The sequence below is a fragment of the Serratia bockelmannii genome (assembly GCF_008011855.1).
Taxonomy (GTDB): Bacteria; Pseudomonadota; Gammaproteobacteria; order Enterobacterales; family Enterobacteriaceae; genus Serratia; species Serratia bockelmannii.
Genome location: NZ_VOUX01000033.1, coordinates 1,738,469 through 1,755,720 on the forward strand (window position 1 = coordinate 1,738,469; position 17,252 = coordinate 1,755,720).

Sequence of the window (17,252 nt, forward strand, 5' to 3'; positions counted from 1 at the left end):
CATTCTATTATGCGCCGCTAAATGTTACAGGTCGCCCCGGCGGGTGAAAACAGATGTTAACGCGGACAATACAGCCTGAACCCGAGGCTTGCCGGTGCTCCGTGGCCATCAAACTCCGGTGCTAATACATAACCGGCCGCAGCGCAATAAACCCCTTCTGAAATTATCGAAAAAGAATATTTGGATCAACCTCTTAGAATTCAATTTTGCCTCACTTCCTTTAGGAAAAACCCCATATACGCCACCACCTCGCCTCGGATAGAAAGGACATGAACTCCGCGACAAAACATTATTCAGGGCACAACATCGGCAGCCCACCGGGGTTCACCAGCATATCTGCGTACGTTGATTGGAAGGTGCATTATGATCGATAAAGGGCAAATGCTGAGCCGGCACGATTTTTCGAAGGTCAACTGGGGCATTCTGGCAGCGGCGGCGCTGCTGTTTAGCGTGGGGGCGGCGCTGTTGGTGCTGCCGCTGCTGAGCAGCATTGACGAGAGCGAGGTCATCACGCTGTTGCAGGCCGGCGCGGGCACGATTTTACTCGGCTGTACGCTGCTGGCGCTGCGGCATTATCTGCGCCCAGCGCTAACCTATCGCCTGTACGAGCACGGCGTGCGGGTCTTTGACGACCACCATCACAAAGAGCGTTTCATCCCGTTTGAGAAGATCGGTGATATCTATCGCTTTCGCGGCGGCAAGGCTTTTGGCGGGCTGTTTGACGTCACGGCGTTTCGCACCGGTGCGGATCAGCCCTGGTGCACGGTTTTCAGCAATATCGCCCATTCGTGGCGGTTGGCGGACGTGATCGTCGACCAACAGCTGCAGCAGCGCGGGCCGCTGGCGTTGAATGCGCTCTATCAAGGGGAGACGGTGTCGTTTCACACCGTTGAGGGCGACGCGCGCTGGCTGTGGCAGCTGCTGCTCGGCAAGCGGCAAGGCACGCCGACCGAAACGCTGCGGCTGAGCGCCACCTTGCTGACGACTGAACGGGGAAACGTGCCGATCGAGCAGATCCGCACCTTGGAAAACCATCCGCAGCGCGGCATCCGCTTGCTCGACGGCCAGGGAAATCTGCTGTTCGCGATTAACTACGATTCGCTGCTCAGCGCCGATCTGTTCATCGCGCTGTTGGAGCATATGATCCACAACCGCATCACCGCCTATCACAACCCGGCGATGACGCGACCGTCGGTTTAAATCAGCGGGGAGTTTTCCGCCTGCATGCGCATCGCGGTAGGCGGCAACCCAATCTGCAGCACCACCGGCTGGTAATCGGCCTGCTCACCCAGACGTCGAGCCAAGCGGCGAGCCAGCATAAAGGCCGCCCCGCCGCCCAGTACGGCGCCGACTGCCGCCGAGGCGTCGCTGCCGAAACAATATTGCAGCAACGTGCCGCCCAACATCATGCCCAGCAGCGGCGTCAGGTAAACCAGCATGGCGGAGCGCAGCAGGCTGCCTTCCGCGATGCCGACCTCGACGCGCTGCCCCGGTTCGAGCGGCTGCTCGATATGCACCTGCAGCTGATGCTCGGTTTCCGGCACCAGCTCGTTCAGCGCACGCGCGCCACAGCCGGAGCGCGCGGTGCAGCTGCCGCAGCCGGCCTTGGGTTCACAGCGCAGCAGCGCTACGCCCTGTTGCCACGACACCACCGTGGCCCACTCTTTCATCATTACGGCGATACCTTGAAAGAAATGCTGTCGGCGATGCGCTTGGCCGTCGCCGGCGGCAATTCGCCCACAATCGTGATTTCGTTGCCCGCGCGCACTTCGGTCTGAATGGTGCGGCGCCCCTGACGGTAGTACTGCTGCCCGGCTCCGCTGCCCGCTGGGCTGACGTTGACCGAGAAGCTGAACAGGCCGTCGCTGTAGAGCCGGGATTCAACCGGCACGGCGACATTCGGCAATTTGCGGCGATTGCGCGCCACCTCGTCCACGCCGGCCGGCAACCAGCCGGTGCTCCAGCTCAGCTGGACGTTTTCCACCGCCGGCAGCGACAGCAGCGGCGGCAGGTTGGCTTTGAGCAGCCCCTGCATCGCGCCCTGCACGTCGGCGCCGACCGCGAAGGAGATCACCCGATATTGCTCCAGCGTTTCGCCGTCGCGATCGAGCAAATCCACCCGCAGCGGCAGCTTGGTGTCTTCGTCCATCCAGACGATGTAACTGTAGCGGGAACCGTCGCGCGCCACTACGCGCAGCACTTCACACGGCCGATCGGCGATGCGGGTGCTGCCCACGGAGATGAAGTCGTAATACTTGGCCAGACGAGTGAAATCGGCATAGACGATCGCCGGCAGCGCATCGACGATGTGATCGCCGGTGAGCGTGAACGGTTCCAGACCGGGTTCGAAGTAGCTGATCCCGCCACCGCGCTGCAACACTTCGCGACGCGGGCCATCCATATGCAGCAGCTGGCCGAGCGGCACGTTGCCGATCACCGCATGGCGATAGCGCAACGACTCGATTCCCTGCTTGCTGATGCTGATGTAGGCGAGCTCGTAATTGAGAGAACGGCTGGCGCTGCTCATCTGTTGCAATAACGCCCCGGACGCAGTTGGCTGCGCCGGGGCGATGCTGGAATAGAGCAGGCTGCCCGTCAATAAACAAACGGAGAACCAGATTGGCTTCATTACTGCTGTTGCATTCCTAAAGACTGAGTTCCGGGAACCTGAATGGCAGCCTGTTGTGGGTTGCCTTGCTCAAGCTGCAGCTGATCCGAATGTAGGCGACGTTGCAGCTCATAGTCCTGCAGCATGGCGTTGATACGCTTACGCTGTTCCTGCACCTGCTGCTGTTGACCGCTGCCGGTAGAGAAACTGTCGGCAGGCACGCCCAGGCTGACCGGCGAGGCCTGGCCCATGATCGGCAGCGTGGTGAAGGCCGGCGATTCGGACGCGTTCGATGGCGCAGAAGGCTGGTTGTACTGCTGCACGCCGACGATCACCGCCAGAGACACGCAGGCCGCCATACCGATTTGCGTAATCTGGCTCGCCCAAGGACGCACTTTGTCCCAGAACGGCATTTTCTGCCAGGTGTGAGGCTGCGGCTGAGATTCCTGAACGGCGGAAGGTACCAGCCGGGCGGGTTCTTTCTCAAGTGCAGCGGCTACGCGATCGGCGATGTCGAGATGCATCACTTGTCCGACATCACCTCGCAGTGTGTCACGTATCAGGTGATAGCTCTGCCAGCTTTGTTGAAGCGTTCGATCTTGCGACAGAGAACTCAACAGCTCGCTGTCGAACGATTCACCATCCATCAGAGCGGAAAGCTTTTCTTTCTGCATGCCTAAGTACCCTTCCTGTGCCCGCCATTGCTAACGCTGGATCAGCGGTTGAACTTTATTATCGATAGCTTCCCGGGCGCGGAAAATACGCGAACGTACTGTTCCGACCGGGCAATCCATGATGGCGGCTATCTCTTCGTAGCTTAGACCATCCAACTCCCGCAAGGTAATCGCCATGCGAAGATCCTCAGGGAGAGACTCAATGGTACGGAAAACTATCTGTCTCAGCTCTTCTGACAACATTAAGTTCTCAGGGTTCGAAATTTCTTTCAGTGCGCCCGCACTTTCGTAATTTTCCGCATCGTTGGCGTCCACATCACTGGATGGCGGACGGCGCCCCTGAGCAACCAGATAATTCTTTGCCGTGTTCACGGCGATTCGATACAACCAGGTATAAAAAGCGCTGTCGCCACGGAACGATTCCAGTGCGCGATAGGCCTTGATAAACGACTCCTGCACCACATCGGGCACATCGCCCTGCGGCACATAGCGGGAAACGAGACTCGCCACCTTATGCTGATAGCGCACTACCAGTAGGTTAAACGACTTCTGATCGCCCTTTTGGACCCGCTCGACCAGAACTTGATCCGTTAACTGCTCGCTCATCCGAGGTAAACTCTCCCCAAATCCGTCTCCACGCGTAAAATTGTACTGCCAGCCATACATTATTTTCCTGAGCAAGCACTCGCTTGGAGTTCATATAGAACACGAAGTTCCATATCGCCATTGTTTTTTCTGTTGATGTCACCCTATCCGTGGCTTTTGCCCGGACAGTTAGGCTAACATGAAATTCACTCTTCTTCTGCACACATCATACGTTATGCAACCATCATCTGAACATGTTAGCGATGTCCTGATCGTCGGCAGCGGCGCTGCGGGCCTGTCACTGGCGCTGCGCCTGGCGCAGCATTGTAAGGTTACCGTTCTCAGCAAGGGGCCGCTCAGCGAGGGGGCCACCTTTTACGCCCAGGGCGGGATCGCCGCGGTGTTCGATGAGACGGACAGCATTGCCTCACACGTTGATGACACTTTGATTGCCGGTGCCGGCCTGTGCGACAAAGAGGCCGTCGAATTCATCGCCGGCAACGCGCGCCACTGCGTGCAGTGGCTGATCGATCAGGGCGTGCTGTTCGACACCGAGATCAACGCGCAGGGCGAGGCGCATTATCACCTCACGCGCGAAGGCGGCCACAGCCATCGCCGCATCCTGCACGCCGCGGACGCGACCGGTAAGGAAGTAGAGACCACGCTGGTGGGGAAAGCAAGCGCTCACCCCAATATTTGCGTGATGGAGCGCCGCAACGCGGTTGACCTTATCACCTCGAATAAAATCGGCCTGCCGGGCACCCGCCGAGTCGTGGGCGCTTACGTCTGGAACCGCGAGCTGGAGCAGGTGGAAACCTACCGCGCCAAAACGGTGGTGTTGGCGACCGGCGGCGCGGCCAAGGTGTACCAATACACCACCAACCCCGATATCTCCTCCGGCGACGGCATCGCCATGGCCTGGCGCGCCGGCTGCCGGGTCGCCAACCTGGAGTTCAACCAGTTCCACCCGACCTGCCTGTTCCACCCGCAGGCGCGCAACTTCCTACTGACCGAAGCGCTGCGCGGCGAAGGTGCTTACCTGAAGCGCCCGGACGGCAGCCGCTTTATGCCGGATGTCGACCCACGCGGCGAACTGGCCCCGCGCGATATCGTCGCCCGCGCCATCGACCATGAAATGAAGCGCCTGGGCGCCGACTGCATGTACCTGGACATCAGCCACAAGCCGGCGGAGTTCATCACCCAGCACTTCCCGATGATCCACGAAAAGCTGCTGACGCTGGGCTTCGATCTGACTCGGCAACCGATCCCCATCGTCCCGGCGGCGCACTACACCTGCGGCGGCGTGATGGTCGATCAGCACGGCCGCACCGATCTCGACGGGCTGTACGCCATCGGCGAAGTCAGCTACACCGGCCTGCACGGTGCCAACCGCATGGCGTCGAACTCGCTGTTGGAATGCCTAGTTTACGGTTGGTCGGCGGCGGAAGACATTCTGCAGCGCCTGCCGTTCATCCAGCAGGCCAAACAGGTGCCGCACTGGGATGAAAGCCGGGTGGACGATGCGGACGAACGGGTGGTGATTCAGCACAACTGGCACGAGCTGCGGCTGTTCATGTGGGATTACGTCGGCATCGTGCGCACCACCAAGCGGCTGGAGCGCGCCCTGCGCCGCATCAACACGCTGCAGGCGGAAATCGACGAGTACTACGCGCACTTCCGCATCTCCAACAACCTGCTGGAGCTGCGCAATCTGGTGCAGGTGGCCGAGCTTATCGTGCGCAGCGCCATGGCGCGCAAAGAGAGCCGCGGCCTGCACTACACGCTGGACTATCCGGATCTGCTGCCGGAAGCGCTGCCGACCATTTTGCAGCCTTAAACTCTGCGACAGGGCGCCTTATCGGCGCCCTTTTCTTTTCAGTAGAACAGGTAGAAGTCGGTGATCAATCGGCGGAAATCGTCGGTGTAGCTGCCATCGGCCTGTTTGATCGCCAGCGCCTGCGCCTGCAGCGGCGTTTCCCGCCGTGTCAGCGCCAGCAACACCCGGTGCAGCGGCGTATCGGCCCGGTCGCTGACGTTCACTTTCACCGCCGTATGCCAGCCGCTTTGCAGCGCCAGGCGTTCGAATTCGGCGCCCACGTCGTGCGGCAGCACCACGCAGAACGTCCCCTGTTCCGCCAGCAGCTGCGCCGCGCAGGCCAACAGCGCGCCGTGCGTCAGGGTTTCGGTGTAGCGCGCGTTGTGGCGCGCCTGGTCGCGGCAGGCCACCGCCGGCTCGAAATACGGCGGATTACTGACGATCAGATCATACTCAGCGGCATGCCGCTGCGCATAATGATGAATATCCTGCGCATGCACGCGGATGCGCTGTGGCCACGGCGATTCCGCCGCGTTTTCGCGCGCCTGGCCGGCGGCGGCTTCATCCAGTTCCACCGCGTCGATGGTCACTTCGTCGCCGCTGCGCTGCGCCAGCATCAACGCGATCAGCCCGCTGCCGCAGCCGATGTCCAGCACCCGGCGCGCCTGCCCCAGCGGTGCCCAGGCGCCGAGCAGCACCCCGTCGGTGCCCACTTTCATGGCGCAACGATCGTGGGCGACAAAGAATTGTTTAAAGGTAAAACCCCCGCGGCGCGGGGTAAAATCGGCTTTCGATCGCTTGCTCACACTCACCACCTGGCTATAAAACTGGCGTAGCATAAGGCAATCTGATCGGCGGGAAAAGAGCGGCTTTCCGCTTAAATAGGTGAAGATCGCGGCCAACCCGTCTATAATCGGCGCCCCAAGTAGAGGTAGACCATGACAGCAACCACTTTTTCCGAACTCGAACTCGATGACCGCCTGATCGACGCGCTGCGCGACAAAGGCTACGATCGCCCCACCGCCATTCAGGCCGCAGCGATCCCGCCGGCGATGGACGGGCGCGACGTCTTAGGTTCGGCTCCGACCGGCACCGGCAAAACCGCCGCCTTTCTGCTGCCCGTTTTGCAGCACCTGCTGGACTTTCCACGCAAAAAATCCGGCCCGCCGCGCGTGCTGATCCTGACGCCAACGCGTGAACTGGCGATGCAGGTCGCCGACCAGGCGCGTGAATTGGCTGCTCATACCTCGCTGGATATCGCCACCATCACCGGCGGCGTCGCTTACATGAACCACGCGGAAGTGTTCAGCGAAAACCAGGACGTGGTGGTCGCCACCACCGGCCGCTTGCTGCAATACATTAAAGAAGAGAACTTCGACTGCCGCGCGGTGGAAACCCTGATCCTCGACGAAGCCGACCGCATGCTCGACATGGGCTTCGCGCAGGACATCGAAACCATCTCCGCCGAAACCCGCTGGCGCAACCAAACGCTGCTGTTCTCCGCCACGCTGGAAGGCGAAGCGATCCGCGAATTCGCCGAGCGCATCCTGAAAGAGCCGGTGGAAGTGGAGGCCGATCCGTCGCGCCGCGAACGCAAAAAGATCCTGCAGTGGTACTACCGCGCCGATGACGTGCAGCACAAAACCGCGCTGCTAATCCACCTGCTGCAGCAGCCAGACGTGCAGAAATCGGTGATCTTCGTGCGCAAGCGCGAGCGCGTGCATGAGCTGGCCACCTGGCTGCGCGAAGCGGGCATCAACACCTGCTATCTCGAAGGCGAAATGGTGCAGGCCAAACGCAACGAGGCGGTCAAACGCATGATGGATGGCCGGGTTAACGTGCTGGTCGCCACCGACGTTGCCGCACGTGGCCTGGATATCCTCGATATCACCCACGTGTTCAACTTCGACATGCCGCGCACGGCGGACACCTACCTGCACCGCATCGGGCGTACCGGCCGCGCCGGGCGCAAAGGCACCGCCATTTCGCTGGTGGAAGCACACGACCATCTGCTGCTGGGCAAAGTGGGCCGTTACCTGAACGAGCCGCTGAAAGCGCGCGTGATCGACGAACTGCGGCCGAAAACCAAGGTGCCGAACGAGAAGAGCAACGGTAAACCGTCGAAGAAAGTGCTGGCCAAGCGCGCGGAAGACAAGGCGAAGAACAAAGAAAAGGCCAAGGTGAAAGTGCGCCATCGCGACGCCAAAAACGTCGGCAAACGCCGTCAGGCGAAGGCCAAACCGGCCGGCGACGCGGAATAACCACCGCTGCCTAAGAAAAAACCGCCTGTACAGGCGGTTTTTTTATGGGCGTTTACTGCTGCGCGTAGTGCGTGGCCAGACGGTGCCCCTGCAGCCATTTATCCAGTTCGCGGAACTGCGCCTTCAGCTCGTCATTCTGCAAATGCGCCGGCGTTTGCGAGAAGTAAAACTGGAACACGACGCCCTGCTGGTTGCGTGCCCGGGCATCGGCCCCGGCCTGCAACAGCAGCAGCGCCAGGTGCGGCGCGTTAATCTTCGCCGCCAGATGCAGCGGAGTATCCCCCAGCCGATCGCTCAAGGTGGTGTCCGCTCCGGCCGCCAGCAACAGCCGCAGTTGCTCTTCGCGCCCGGCCAGCACCGCCGCCGCAAGCGGCGTGGCGCCGGTAACGGCATTACGCACGTTCACCTGTGCCCCTTCGGCCAGCAACAGCCGCAGGTACTGCGCATCTTGCAACATCGCCGCGGTGTGCAGCGCGCTGTTGCCGTCCAGCCCCGCTGCCGCCGGGTCTGCCCCGAGCGCCAGCAACGCCTGCACGCTGGCCGGCTGCTGCGAAAGCACCGCCCACTGCAACAGCGTGACCTGCCGATCGCCCCGTTCGCGCAAGCGATCCTGCGTGGCCTGTGCACGGATACCCTGCGTATCGCCACGCGCCACCGCCTGAGCCAGCGCCAGATTGCTGCGACCGTCAAACGGCGAAATCTCCTGCCCCATCTGTTGCTCCTTAGCCATCATCAGTAAACCGGTCACCGCGACCAGCGCCAGTAAGGCTATCGCCAGCGCCCGCCGCAAGCGACGCCCTTCAGGCATTGGCCTTCGCCTCCCACGGCTTTTGTTCCGCCATCGAGCTTATCACCTTGTCGATGCCGTGCGCCGTCAGGCTGCGATCCAGATGCTTGCTCGGCCGCCAGTCATCGATGCCGGTCAGGGTATCGTTGTTGGCCAAGGTGATGTTATGGCCGATGGCGTCCGGGATCAGCGAAGTCGACTCCTGGGTGCTGGTCAGCATGTCATATTGTTCGCTGTAGCGGCGAATGCCGCCGGCTTCGGCATCTTTCTTCGCCGCCGCCGGATCGATACCCAGGCGATTCAGGGTGTAATCCGAAACCCCAGCCGCGTTGAAGGTGACCGCGACGGTACCGGTCGCCAGCGCAGCCGTGGCCGCCAGGCCACCGCCAAGCGAATGACCGGCGATCACCAGCGCATCGCCAAAGGCCGCCTTGGCGCTTTTGGCAGCGGCAACCGCCTGATTGTACTGCACATCGTCATAGCCCGTCGCCTGCCGCACGTTGCTCAGCCAGTCGCGCCAGTCGTTGGTGCCGGCGAACGCCAACACATACTGCTTGTCGTTGCTGTAAACCCCGGCCTGGAAACCGCTGCCCGCGTCGTGCAGGCTGGCGGGATCGATGCCAAAACCGAGCAGTGCGCTGTCGCTCAGGCGATTGAACCCGGCAGCGCCCTGGCCGTTCAGTGAATAAACGTCCTTGGCCAACAGCGCTAACGTATAATCACCTTCCTGCGATTGTTGCCCCCGTGTCACGCCCGGCGCTGCCGCCGCCGTCGGGGCCGCCGCGGAGATATCGCCGACCAGCGTATTCAACAGGTTCTGCGCATTGAGCGTGTTCTGCGAAGGGGTGGCCACCGGCGCTGGATTTGCCGGCGCTGCCGCAGGCTGCGCCGCCGTCGCCGTCTCGGCAGCGGCGCGAGGTGTAGGGATCGCGGCCACCGGGGATACTGCAGAGGTAAAACTTAAAGGCATACTCATGCCGACTCCTTGTCGATAGACTTTTTATTGAGCACCTGAATAGGTGCTGATTTAGCTATCGGCAGGTCGGATGAGTTCTGTATTAGAAATGCTTATCTTTGTACAGAATGTGATCCGCGTTCGGTTTTCGGCCACCAAACGCAGAAAAGGGAGCCGAAGCTCCCTGATTGACTGCGCCGCAAATTACAGGCTTTCGGTAAAGGTGCGGGCGATAACGTCGCGCTGCTGTTCCGGCGTCAGAGAGTTGAAGCGTACCGCATAACCGGACACGCGGATGGTCAGCTGCGGGTATTTTTCCGGGTGTTTGACCGCGTCTTCCAGGGTTTCGCGACGCAGCACGTTGACGTTCAGGTGCTGACCGCCTTCCACGCGCACGGTCGGCTGCATTTCCAGCGGCACTTCACGGTATTCGATCTGGCCCAGGTCGCTCACTGCGACAACCTGATCTTCCGCGTAGTTGGCCTTGGCGCACACGCAGCGAGCTTCCGCTTTTTCATCATCCAGCAGCCAGAAAGAATTCACCAGCGCCTGGTCGTTCGCTTTGGTAATTTGAATACCGGTAATCATTATGTTGCCTCCGTACAAGGGCGTAAAAATTCACGTCGTGAGAAAACCCAATTCTGGTTTCGGCCATTTGGTAAAACCATTGTTGTCTTGTTGTTCTGTATACCAGCCTGACCGGGCCAGTTCCTTGATTAAAGTCAATTTTTACCGGGTAGGCACAGGGCATGAAGGGGCAAATTTATGTTTTATATCAATTTTCCCACCGCGGCAAAAACCAATTATTTTTGTAAATTTTCAAAAATAATTGCATAAGACACGGCGGCGAGAAATGAAAAGCGGGTTTCACTGCGCGTGCCGAAACGGTAAGCTATAGCCCATGAATTGCTAAAGAAAACAAAGGAGAGCGTTTATGGCCACCTCCCTCACCTGGCATGACGTGATCGGCAAAGAGAAAGAGCAGCCCTATTTTGTTGAAACGCTCGCCTTTGTTGCCGCTGAGCGTCAAGCCGGTAAGACCATTTATCCACCGCAGAAGGACGTGTTCAACGCTTTCCGCTTTACCGAGCTGGCGGACGTCAAGGTCGTCATCCTCGGCCAGGATCCCTACCACGGCCCCAATCAGGCACACGGCCTCTCTTTCTCGGTGCGCCCCGGCGTGCCGGCGCCGCCGTCGCTGGTGAACATGTATAAAGAGCTGGCGACCGACATTCCCGGCTTCGAACGCCCGGATCACGGCTACCTGCAAAGCTGGGCTGAACAGGGGGTGCTGCTGCTCAACACCGTGCTGACGGTGGAAGGCGGCCGCGCGCACTCGCACGCCAACCTGGGCTGGGAAACCTTTACCGATAAGGTGATCGCCGCCCTGAATGAGAACCGCGAAGGCGTGGTGTTCCTGCTGTGGGGCTCGCACGCGCAGAAGAAAGGCAACTTTATCGACCGCAACCGCCACCATGTGCTGAAGGCGCCGCACCCGTCACCGCTCTCCGCGCACCGCGGTTTCCTCGGCTGCCGCCACTTCTCGCAGGCCAATCAGCTGCTGGAGCAGCAAGGGCTCACGCCGATCGACTGGATGCCGCGCCTGCCGCAGGCATAGTCCAGAGACAAAAAAGGCACCCTCGGGTGCCTTTCTTTATGCCGTTGCCGGGGCGATTACGCCTTGGCTTTGGAGACCGCGACCATCGCCGGACGCAGCAGGCGGCCGTTCAGCGTATAACCTTTCTGCATCACCATCATCACGTGGTTCGGCTGGTGATCGGCGGATTCCATCATGCTCATCGCCTGATGCACTTCCGGGTTGAACGGCACGTTGACGTCGCCGACGATTTCGATGCCATACTTGCGCACCACGTCCAGCAGCGATTTCAGCGTCAGCTCGATGCCTTCGATCATCGCGGCCAGTTCCGGGTTGTTTTTATCCGCCAGATCCAGCGCGCGCTCCAGGTTGTCGATCACCGGCAGCAGATCGCCGGAGAATTTCTCCAGGGCGAATTTGTGCGCTTTCTCGACGTCCAGTTCGGCGCGGCGGCGGATGTTTTCCGCTTCCGCTTTGGCGCGCAGCAGGCTGTCGCGCTCGTGCTGCTGCGCTTCCGCCAGTTGGGCTTCCAGTTCGGCGATACGCGCATCGCGCAGATCGACGCCTTCCGCCGCTTCCGGCAGCGTATCATCGTGATGAGCGTGTTGTTCCATTTCTTCCGAGACTTGCTCGTTTGGCGTCTTCTGTTCTTTACTACTCATGAATATCTCCGCGTTTTAGCATTAATCTCGCAACTTGGCTTATTATGGGGATCAAAACCGGGGTTTCAAGTCAACCGGTCACAATGTGGGGCATAAACGGGTCCCGGTGAGGAAAATCACAACAAATGAATAAAAAATTCGCCTGTATTGGCATTGTTGGCCACCCGCGTCACCCTTCAGCGCTGGCAACCCACGAGATGTTGTTCCACTGGCTAGTCGCCCGCGGCTATTCGGTGATGATCGAACGCCAAATCGCCCATGATTTGGGGCTGAAAGACGCCGTGACCGGCAGCCTGGCGGATATCGGCCAGCGGGCCGATCTGGCGGTGGTGGTTGGCGGCGACGGCAACATGCTCGGCGCCGCGCGCGTGCTGGCGCGCTACGACATCAAGGTGATCGGGGTCAACCGCGGCAACCTCGGCTTCCTCACCGATCTCGATCCCGACAACGCCCTGCAGCAGTTGGCGGACGTGCTGGAAGGCGAATACATCGACGAACAGCGTTTCCTGCTGGAAACCATCGTGCATAAAGAGCACCAGCAGTGCCGCATCAGCACCGCCATCAACGAAGTGGTGCTGCACCCTGGCAAAGTGGCACACATGATCGAATTCGAGGTGTACATCGACGATCGCTTCGCCTTCTCGCAGCGCTCCGACGGCCTGATCATCGCCACGCCGACCGGCTCCACCGCCTACTCGCTCTCCGCCGGCGGGCCGATCCTCACCCCGTCGCTGGAGGCGATCGCGCTGGTGCCGATGTTCCCGCACACCCTTTCCGCCCGGCCGCTGGTGATCAACGGCGACAGCACCATCCGCCTGAAATTCTCGCAGATCGGCAGCGATCTGGAGATCAGCTGCGACAGCCAGATCGCGCTGCCTATCCAGGAAGGCGAAGAAGTGCTGATCCGCCGCAGCGATTTCCACCTGAATCTGATTCACCCGAAGGACTACAGCTATTTCAACACGTTAAGCACCAAGCTGGGCTGGTCGAAAAAATTGTTCTAAAATCTGTGCCAGCCACTTTACTGTATATAAAACCAGTTTATACTGTATGAAACTACAGCTATGTGTTTATACACAGGAAGGTTCCCATGCTGGCGCAATTAACCATCAGCAACTTTGCTATCGTTCGTGAGTTGGAAATCGATTTTCAACCGGGCATGACGGCGATCACCGGTGAAACCGGCGCCGGCAAATCCATCGCTATCGATGCGCTGGGGCTGTGCCTCGGCAACCGCGCCGACGGCAACGTGGTGCGCCTGGGAGCCGCCCGCGCCGACATCTGCGCCCGCTTCTCGCTGGCGGACACTCCGTCCGCGCGCGAATGGCTGGAGCAGAACCAGCTGGATGACAGCAACGAATGCCTGCTGCGGCGAGTGATCAACGCCGACGGCCGTTCGCGCGGCTTTATCAACGGCACCGCCGTGCCGCTGTCGCAGCTGCGCGAGCTGGGGCAACGCCTGATTCAAATCCACGGTCAACACGCCCATCAGCTGCTGCTCAAGCCGGAGCACCAAAAAGCGCTGCTCGACGCCTATGCCGACGAACCCGCCCTGCTGGCGGCGATGAGCCAGGCCTACCAACGCTGGCACCAGAGCTGCCGCGAGCTGGCGCATCATCAGCAGCAGTCCATCGAGCGCGAAGCGCGCAAGCAGCTGCTGCAATACCAGTTGAAAGAGCTGAACGAATTCGCGCCGCAGGCCGGCGAGTTCGAGCAGACTGACGCCGAGTACAAGCGCCTGGCCAACAGCGGCCAGCTGCTGACCCTCAGCCAGCAGACGCTGCATCTGCTCGCCGACAGCGACGAGAACAACATGCTCAGCCAGCTCTACAGCGCCAAGCACCTGCTGCTTGAACTGGCCGGGCTGGACGACAAGCTCAGCGGCCTGCTGGACATGCTGGAAGAGGCTTCTATCCAGATCAGCGAAGCCAGCGACGAGCTGCGCCACTACGCCGATCGCATGGATCTCGATCCCAACCGCCTGCACGAGCTGGAACAGCGCCTGTCGCGTCAAATCAGCCTGGCGCGCAAACACCAGGTCGCGCCGGAAGAGCTGCCGCAGCTGCATCAGCAGTTGCTGGATGAACAGCAGTTGCTGTCGCAGCAGGAAAGCGACCATGAGCACCTGAACGAGGCGGTCATCCTGCATCACCAGCAGGCGCTGGCGCTGGCGGAAGAGCTGCACCAGAAACGCCTGCACTACGCCGCCGAGCTGACCACGCTCATCACCGACAGCATGCAAGCGCTCTCCATGCCGCACGGCAAATTCAACATCGACGTGCGCTTCGAACCGCAGCACCTTAGCGCCGAAGGGGCCAGCCGCACCGAGTTCTGCGTCTCCACCAACCCGGGGCAGCCGCTGCAACCGCTGGCGAAGGTCGCCTCCGGCGGTGAGCTGTCGCGCATCGCGCTGGCCATTCAGGTGATCACCGCCCGCAAGATGGAAACCCCGGCGCTGATCTTCGATGAGGTGGACGTGGGCATCAGCGGCCCGACCGCCGCCATCGTCGGCCGTCTGCTGCGCCAGCTCGGCGAATCCACCCAGGTGATGTGCGTGACTCACCTGCCGCAGGTGGCCGGATGCGGGCATCAGCACCTGTTCGTCAGCAAGCAGACCGACGGCACGGTCACCGAAACCCAGATGGCGCCGCTGGATAAACGCGCCCGGCTGCAGGAGCTGGCGCGCCTGCTCGGTGGCAGCGAAGTCACCCGCAATACGTTGGCGAACGCCAAAGAACTGCTGGCGGCATAAAAAAGCTCAACTTTTTCACTTTCCTGCGGTCTGACAGTGACGCTGTTGACCCGAAATATATCTAAAGTGCGGCGCGGCGGTGATCTTAAGCCTCCTCAACGGCCCGAAACAGGTCAAGCGCTTGAGGTGCTAAAGGAAAGCCAACGCGTCGCAACGTGAAAGATGAAGGGTATAAAGGTTTCCAACTGCCGCAAGGTCTATTATCATCGGCATCCTATGCCCTAAAGGAATGTGATTACTATGCGCTGTAAAACGCTGACTGCCGCCGCTGTAGTTCTTGTGATGCTGACTGCAGGCTGTTCTACTTTTGAAAAGGTGGTTTATCGTCCTGACATCAACCAGGGGAACTACCTGACGTCGACCGACGTGGCGAAAATTCAGAAAGGGATGACCCAACAACAGGTCGCTTACACATTGGGCACCCCAATGCTGCAAGACCCGTTCGGAACTCAGACGTGGTTCTATGTGTTCCGCCAGCAGCCTGGCCATGAAGACATCACCCAGCAGACGCTGACGCTGACCTTCGACAGCGCAGGCGTGTTGACCGATATCCAGAACAAACCGGCGCTGACCAAGTAATCGGCGCCGCCCGCTCTTCCGGCCCATGAGGGGGCATGGTGTTCCTCATGACAGTCGCAGGCTGCAACGCGGAAGAGAAAATCAGTTTCAGATAAAAAAATAAGGCGCTATAAGCGCCTTATTTTTTTGCCTTTTCTGCCCGTTGCCGGCGCAGCTCTTTCGGATCGGCAATCAGCGGCCGGTAAATCTCCACCCGGTCGCCATCGTTCAGCCTATCGCCCAGCTTGGCCGGGCGGCTGTAGATGCCGATTTTATTGCTTTTAAGATCGATATCCTGGCGCAGCTCCAGCAGGCCCGAAGCCTGGATCGCCTGCTCGACGCTGCTGCCTTCGGCCAGCTTCACCTTGCGCAGGTACTGCCGCTCCGGCAAGGCGTACACCACCTCAACCTGGATGTCAGACACTGTAGACCTCTTTCGCCCGCTGGGTGAATGCCTGCACCATGTTGCCCGCCAGCTCTTTGAATACCTTGCCGAACGCCAACTCAATCAGTTTGTTGGTGAACTCGAAGTCCAGGTGCAGCTCCACCTTGCAGGCCTCTTCGCTCAGCGGCGTGAACTGCCAGCCGCCCATCAGCTTGCGGAACGGACCATCGACCAGCTGCATATTGATGCTCTGGTTATCCAGCAGCGTATTGCGCGTGGTGAAAGTCTTGCTGATACCGGCCTTGGCGACGTCCACCGCGGCGGTCATTTCGTTGGAGGTAGCGTTAAGCACCCGGCTGCCGGTGCAGCCTGGCAGAAAATCGGGGTAAGAATGAACATCATTAACCAACTGATACATCTGCTCGGCGCTGAACGGCACTAATGCAGACCGACTGATCTGGGGCATATCATTTCCTGTGAGACATAAAACGTACAGATAATACCATTTATCTGGCGGCAAACAAAAAATCTGCTAAGGGATGAGGGCACCAAAAATGCGAAAAATTGCGCAGGTGCTGAACGGGAAAGGATTTCTTTCGCTGAAGCATCCAGTATAATGAACGCACTATGACAAAGAAAAAAGCACACAAACCCGGTTCCGCCACCATTGCTCAAAACAAGCGCGCGCGTTTCGAATACTTCATTGAAGAAGAGTTCGAGGCGGGCCTGTCGCTGCAAGGGTGGGAAGTCAAATCGCTGCGTGCAGGCAAAGCCAACCTCAGCGACAGCTACGTGACGTTCCGTGACGGTGAAGCCTATCTGTTTGGCGCCACCATCACCCCGCTCAACGTGGCTTCGTCGCATGTGGTGTGCGATCCGACGCGTACCCGTAAACTGCTGCTGAACCGACGCGAGCTGGACACCCTGCTCGGCCGCGTCAACCGCGACGGTTACACCGTGGTGGCCTTGTCCCTGTATTGGAAAAATGCCTGGAGCAAGATCAAGATCGGCGTAGCCAAAGGCAAGAAAGAGCACGACAAACGCGATGATATCAAAGATCGCGAATGGCAGACGGCGAAAGCCCGTATCATGAAGCACGCCAATCGTTAAGCCGCTGGCTTATCGAGGTAAACTTCTGGTATACTGCACAAAGTTACTTGGGGCTGATTCTGGATTCGACGGGATTTGCGAAGCCCTAGGAGCATGCCGAGGGGCGGTTGGCCTCGTAAAAAGCCGCAAAAAAATAGTCGCAAACGACGAAAACTACGCTTTAGCAGCTTAATACCCTGCTTAGAGCCCTCTCTCCCTAGCCTCCGCTCTTAGGACGGGGATCAAGAGAGGTCAAACCCAAAAGAGATCGCGTGGATGTCCTGCCTGGGGCTGAAGCGTTAAACTCAATCAGGCTAGTCTGTCAGTAGCGTGTCCATCCGCAGCTGGCCGGCGAATGTAAAGATTGGACTAAGCATGTAGTGCCGACGGTGTAGTAATTTCGGACGGGGGTTCAAATCCCCCCAGCTCCACCAAATGATGATCCGGGTATTACCAGATAAGTCCGGAGAAGTACGGAAAGCCCGCATCCCACCTAGGTTTGCGGGCTTTTTTGTGTCTGTAG

At 59.7% G+C, this 17,252-nt stretch carries 19 protein-coding genes and 1 other RNA gene; 9 read left to right on the forward strand and 11 right to left on the reverse strand.

Annotated features, from left to right (window positions below; translation table 11 throughout):
* Positions 1–363: 363 nt before the first annotated feature.
* The gene (locus FOT55_RS24805) at positions 364–1,200 is read left to right on the forward strand and encodes a hypothetical protein (protein ID WP_147824180.1); all 837 of its coding nucleotides are present in this window, start codon (positions 364–366) and stop codon (positions 1,198–1,200) included.
* Here the strand turns inward: FOT55_RS24805 and rseC are convergent.
* From rseC to rpoE, 4 genes are read right to left on the reverse strand one after another with little or no spacing between them, the layout of a single operon-like run.
* On the reverse strand, positions 1,197–1,673 hold the full coding sequence (gene rseC, locus FOT55_RS24810) for a SoxR-reducing system protein RseC (RefSeq protein ID WP_025303947.1): 477 nt from the start codon (positions 1,671–1,673) through the stop codon (positions 1,197–1,199). The genes FOT55_RS24805 and rseC overlap by 4 nt on opposite strands.
* Positions 1,673–2,629 (reverse strand): sigma-E factor regulatory protein RseB, encoded by a 957-nt coding sequence (gene rseB, locus FOT55_RS24815; RefSeq protein ID WP_141967088.1) that lies wholly within the window; start codon positions 2,627–2,629, stop codon positions 1,673–1,675. The genes rseC and rseB overlap by 1 nt, the downstream gene beginning before the upstream one ends.
* Positions 2,629–3,282 (reverse strand): anti-sigma-E factor RseA, encoded by a 654-nt coding sequence (gene rseA / locus FOT55_RS24820; protein WP_016929795.1) that lies wholly within the window; start codon positions 3,280–3,282, stop codon positions 2,629–2,631. Before rseA ends, rseB begins: the two co-directional genes overlap by 1 nt.
* A gap of 30 nt (positions 3,283–3,312) precedes the next feature.
* Complete coding sequence (gene rpoE / locus FOT55_RS24825) at positions 3,313–3,888, reverse strand: RNA polymerase sigma factor RpoE (protein WP_004929136.1); 576 nt, start codon at positions 3,886–3,888, stop codon at positions 3,313–3,315.
* Between the two features lie 214 nt (positions 3,889–4,102).
* On the opposite strand from rpoE, the gene nadB reads away from it, so the two are divergent.
* Complete coding sequence (nadB, locus tag FOT55_RS24830; protein WP_025303949.1) at positions 4,103–5,704, forward strand: L-aspartate oxidase; 1,602 nt, start codon at positions 4,103–4,105, stop codon at positions 5,702–5,704.
* A 38-nt stretch (positions 5,705–5,742) separates the two neighbouring features.
* On the opposite strand, the gene trmN is transcribed toward nadB, so the two are convergent.
* Positions 5,743–6,522: a tRNA(1)(Val) (adenine(37)-N(6))-methyltransferase TrmN gene (trmN, locus tag FOT55_RS24835; protein WP_025303950.1), complete on the reverse strand. Its 780-nt coding sequence runs from the start codon at positions 6,520–6,522 to the stop codon at positions 5,743–5,745.
* A 99-nt stretch (positions 6,523–6,621) separates the two neighbouring features.
* Between trmN and srmB the strand changes: the two genes are divergently transcribed.
* Positions 6,622–7,944 carry an ATP-dependent RNA helicase SrmB gene (gene srmB, locus FOT55_RS24840; protein WP_025303951.1) on the forward strand — a complete coding sequence of 441 codons (1,323 nt, stop codon included), beginning with the start codon at positions 6,622–6,624 and terminating at the stop codon, positions 7,942–7,944.
* 52 nt (positions 7,945–7,996) lie between these two features.
* On the opposite strand, the gene FOT55_RS24845 is transcribed toward srmB, so the two are convergent.
* The 3 genes from FOT55_RS24845 to grcA form a co-directional block, all read right to left on the reverse strand.
* Complete coding sequence (locus tag FOT55_RS24845; RefSeq protein WP_147824181.1) at positions 7,997–8,752, reverse strand: ankyrin repeat domain-containing protein; 756 nt, start codon at positions 8,750–8,752, stop codon at positions 7,997–7,999.
* The gene (locus tag FOT55_RS24850; protein ID WP_147824182.1) at positions 8,745–9,707 is read right to left on the reverse strand and encodes a DUF2974 domain-containing protein; all 963 of its coding nucleotides are present in this window, start codon (positions 9,705–9,707) and stop codon (positions 8,745–8,747) included. The genes FOT55_RS24845 and FOT55_RS24850 overlap by 8 nt, the downstream gene beginning before the upstream one ends.
* A gap of 183 nt (positions 9,708–9,890) precedes the next feature.
* Positions 9,891–10,274: an autonomous glycyl radical cofactor GrcA gene (grcA, locus tag FOT55_RS24855; RefSeq protein WP_004929114.1), complete on the reverse strand. Its 384-nt coding sequence runs from the start codon at positions 10,272–10,274 to the stop codon at positions 9,891–9,893.
* A 346-nt stretch (positions 10,275–10,620) separates the two neighbouring features.
* On the opposite strand from grcA, the gene ung reads away from it, so the two are divergent.
* Complete coding sequence (gene ung, locus FOT55_RS24860) at positions 10,621–11,304, forward strand: uracil-DNA glycosylase (protein WP_004929112.1); 684 nt, start codon at positions 10,621–10,623, stop codon at positions 11,302–11,304.
* Between the two features lie 56 nt (positions 11,305–11,360).
* Here the strand turns inward: ung and grpE are convergent, their stop codons facing one another.
* Positions 11,361–11,945 carry a nucleotide exchange factor GrpE gene (gene grpE / locus FOT55_RS24865; protein ID WP_025303955.1) on the reverse strand — a complete coding sequence of 195 codons (585 nt, stop codon included), beginning with the start codon at positions 11,943–11,945 and terminating at the stop codon, positions 11,361–11,363.
* 125 nt (positions 11,946–12,070) lie between these two features.
* Here grpE and nadK point away from each other — a divergent pair, with 125 nt between their 5' ends.
* The 3 genes from nadK (at position 12,071) to bamE (ending at position 15,276) form a co-directional block, all read left to right on the forward strand.
* Positions 12,071–12,949, forward strand: coding sequence for an NAD(+) kinase (gene nadK / locus FOT55_RS24870; protein WP_049209576.1), 879 nt, complete (start codon positions 12,071–12,073; stop codon positions 12,947–12,949).
* Positions 12,950–13,035: 86 nt separating this feature from the next.
* On the forward strand, positions 13,036–14,697 hold the full coding sequence (gene recN, locus FOT55_RS24875; RefSeq protein ID WP_147824183.1) for a DNA repair protein RecN: 1,662 nt from the start codon (positions 13,036–13,038) through the stop codon (positions 14,695–14,697).
* A 240-nt stretch (positions 14,698–14,937) separates the two neighbouring features.
* Positions 14,938–15,276 carry an outer membrane protein assembly factor BamE gene (bamE, locus tag FOT55_RS24880; protein ID WP_004929101.1) on the forward strand — a complete coding sequence of 113 codons (339 nt, stop codon included), beginning with the start codon at positions 14,938–14,940 and terminating at the stop codon, positions 15,274–15,276.
* Positions 15,277–15,394: 118 nt separating this feature from the next.
* On the opposite strand, the gene FOT55_RS24885 is transcribed toward bamE, so the two are convergent.
* A complete protein-coding gene (locus tag FOT55_RS24885) occupies positions 15,395–15,679 on the reverse strand; it encodes an RnfH family protein (RefSeq protein ID WP_049204931.1) in 285 nt (94 codons plus the stop codon).
* Positions 15,672–16,106, reverse strand: coding sequence for a type II toxin-antitoxin system RatA family toxin (locus FOT55_RS24890; RefSeq protein WP_033648948.1), 435 nt, complete (start codon positions 16,104–16,106; stop codon positions 15,672–15,674). The genes FOT55_RS24885 and FOT55_RS24890 overlap by 8 nt, the downstream gene beginning before the upstream one ends.
* Before the next feature lie 161 nt (positions 16,107–16,267).
* Here FOT55_RS24890 and smpB point away from each other — a divergent pair, with 161 nt between their 5' ends.
* Together smpB and ssrA are read left to right on the forward strand one after the other, a co-directional pair.
* Positions 16,268–16,750 carry an SsrA-binding protein SmpB gene (smpB, locus tag FOT55_RS24895; protein ID WP_016929804.1) on the forward strand — a complete coding sequence of 161 codons (483 nt, stop codon included), beginning with the start codon at positions 16,268–16,270 and terminating at the stop codon, positions 16,748–16,750.
* A gap of 49 nt (positions 16,751–16,799) precedes the next feature.
* Positions 16,800–17,163: a transfer-messenger RNA gene (ssrA, locus tag FOT55_RS24900) on the forward strand.
* The last annotated feature ends 89 nt before the right edge of the window (positions 17,164–17,252 follow it).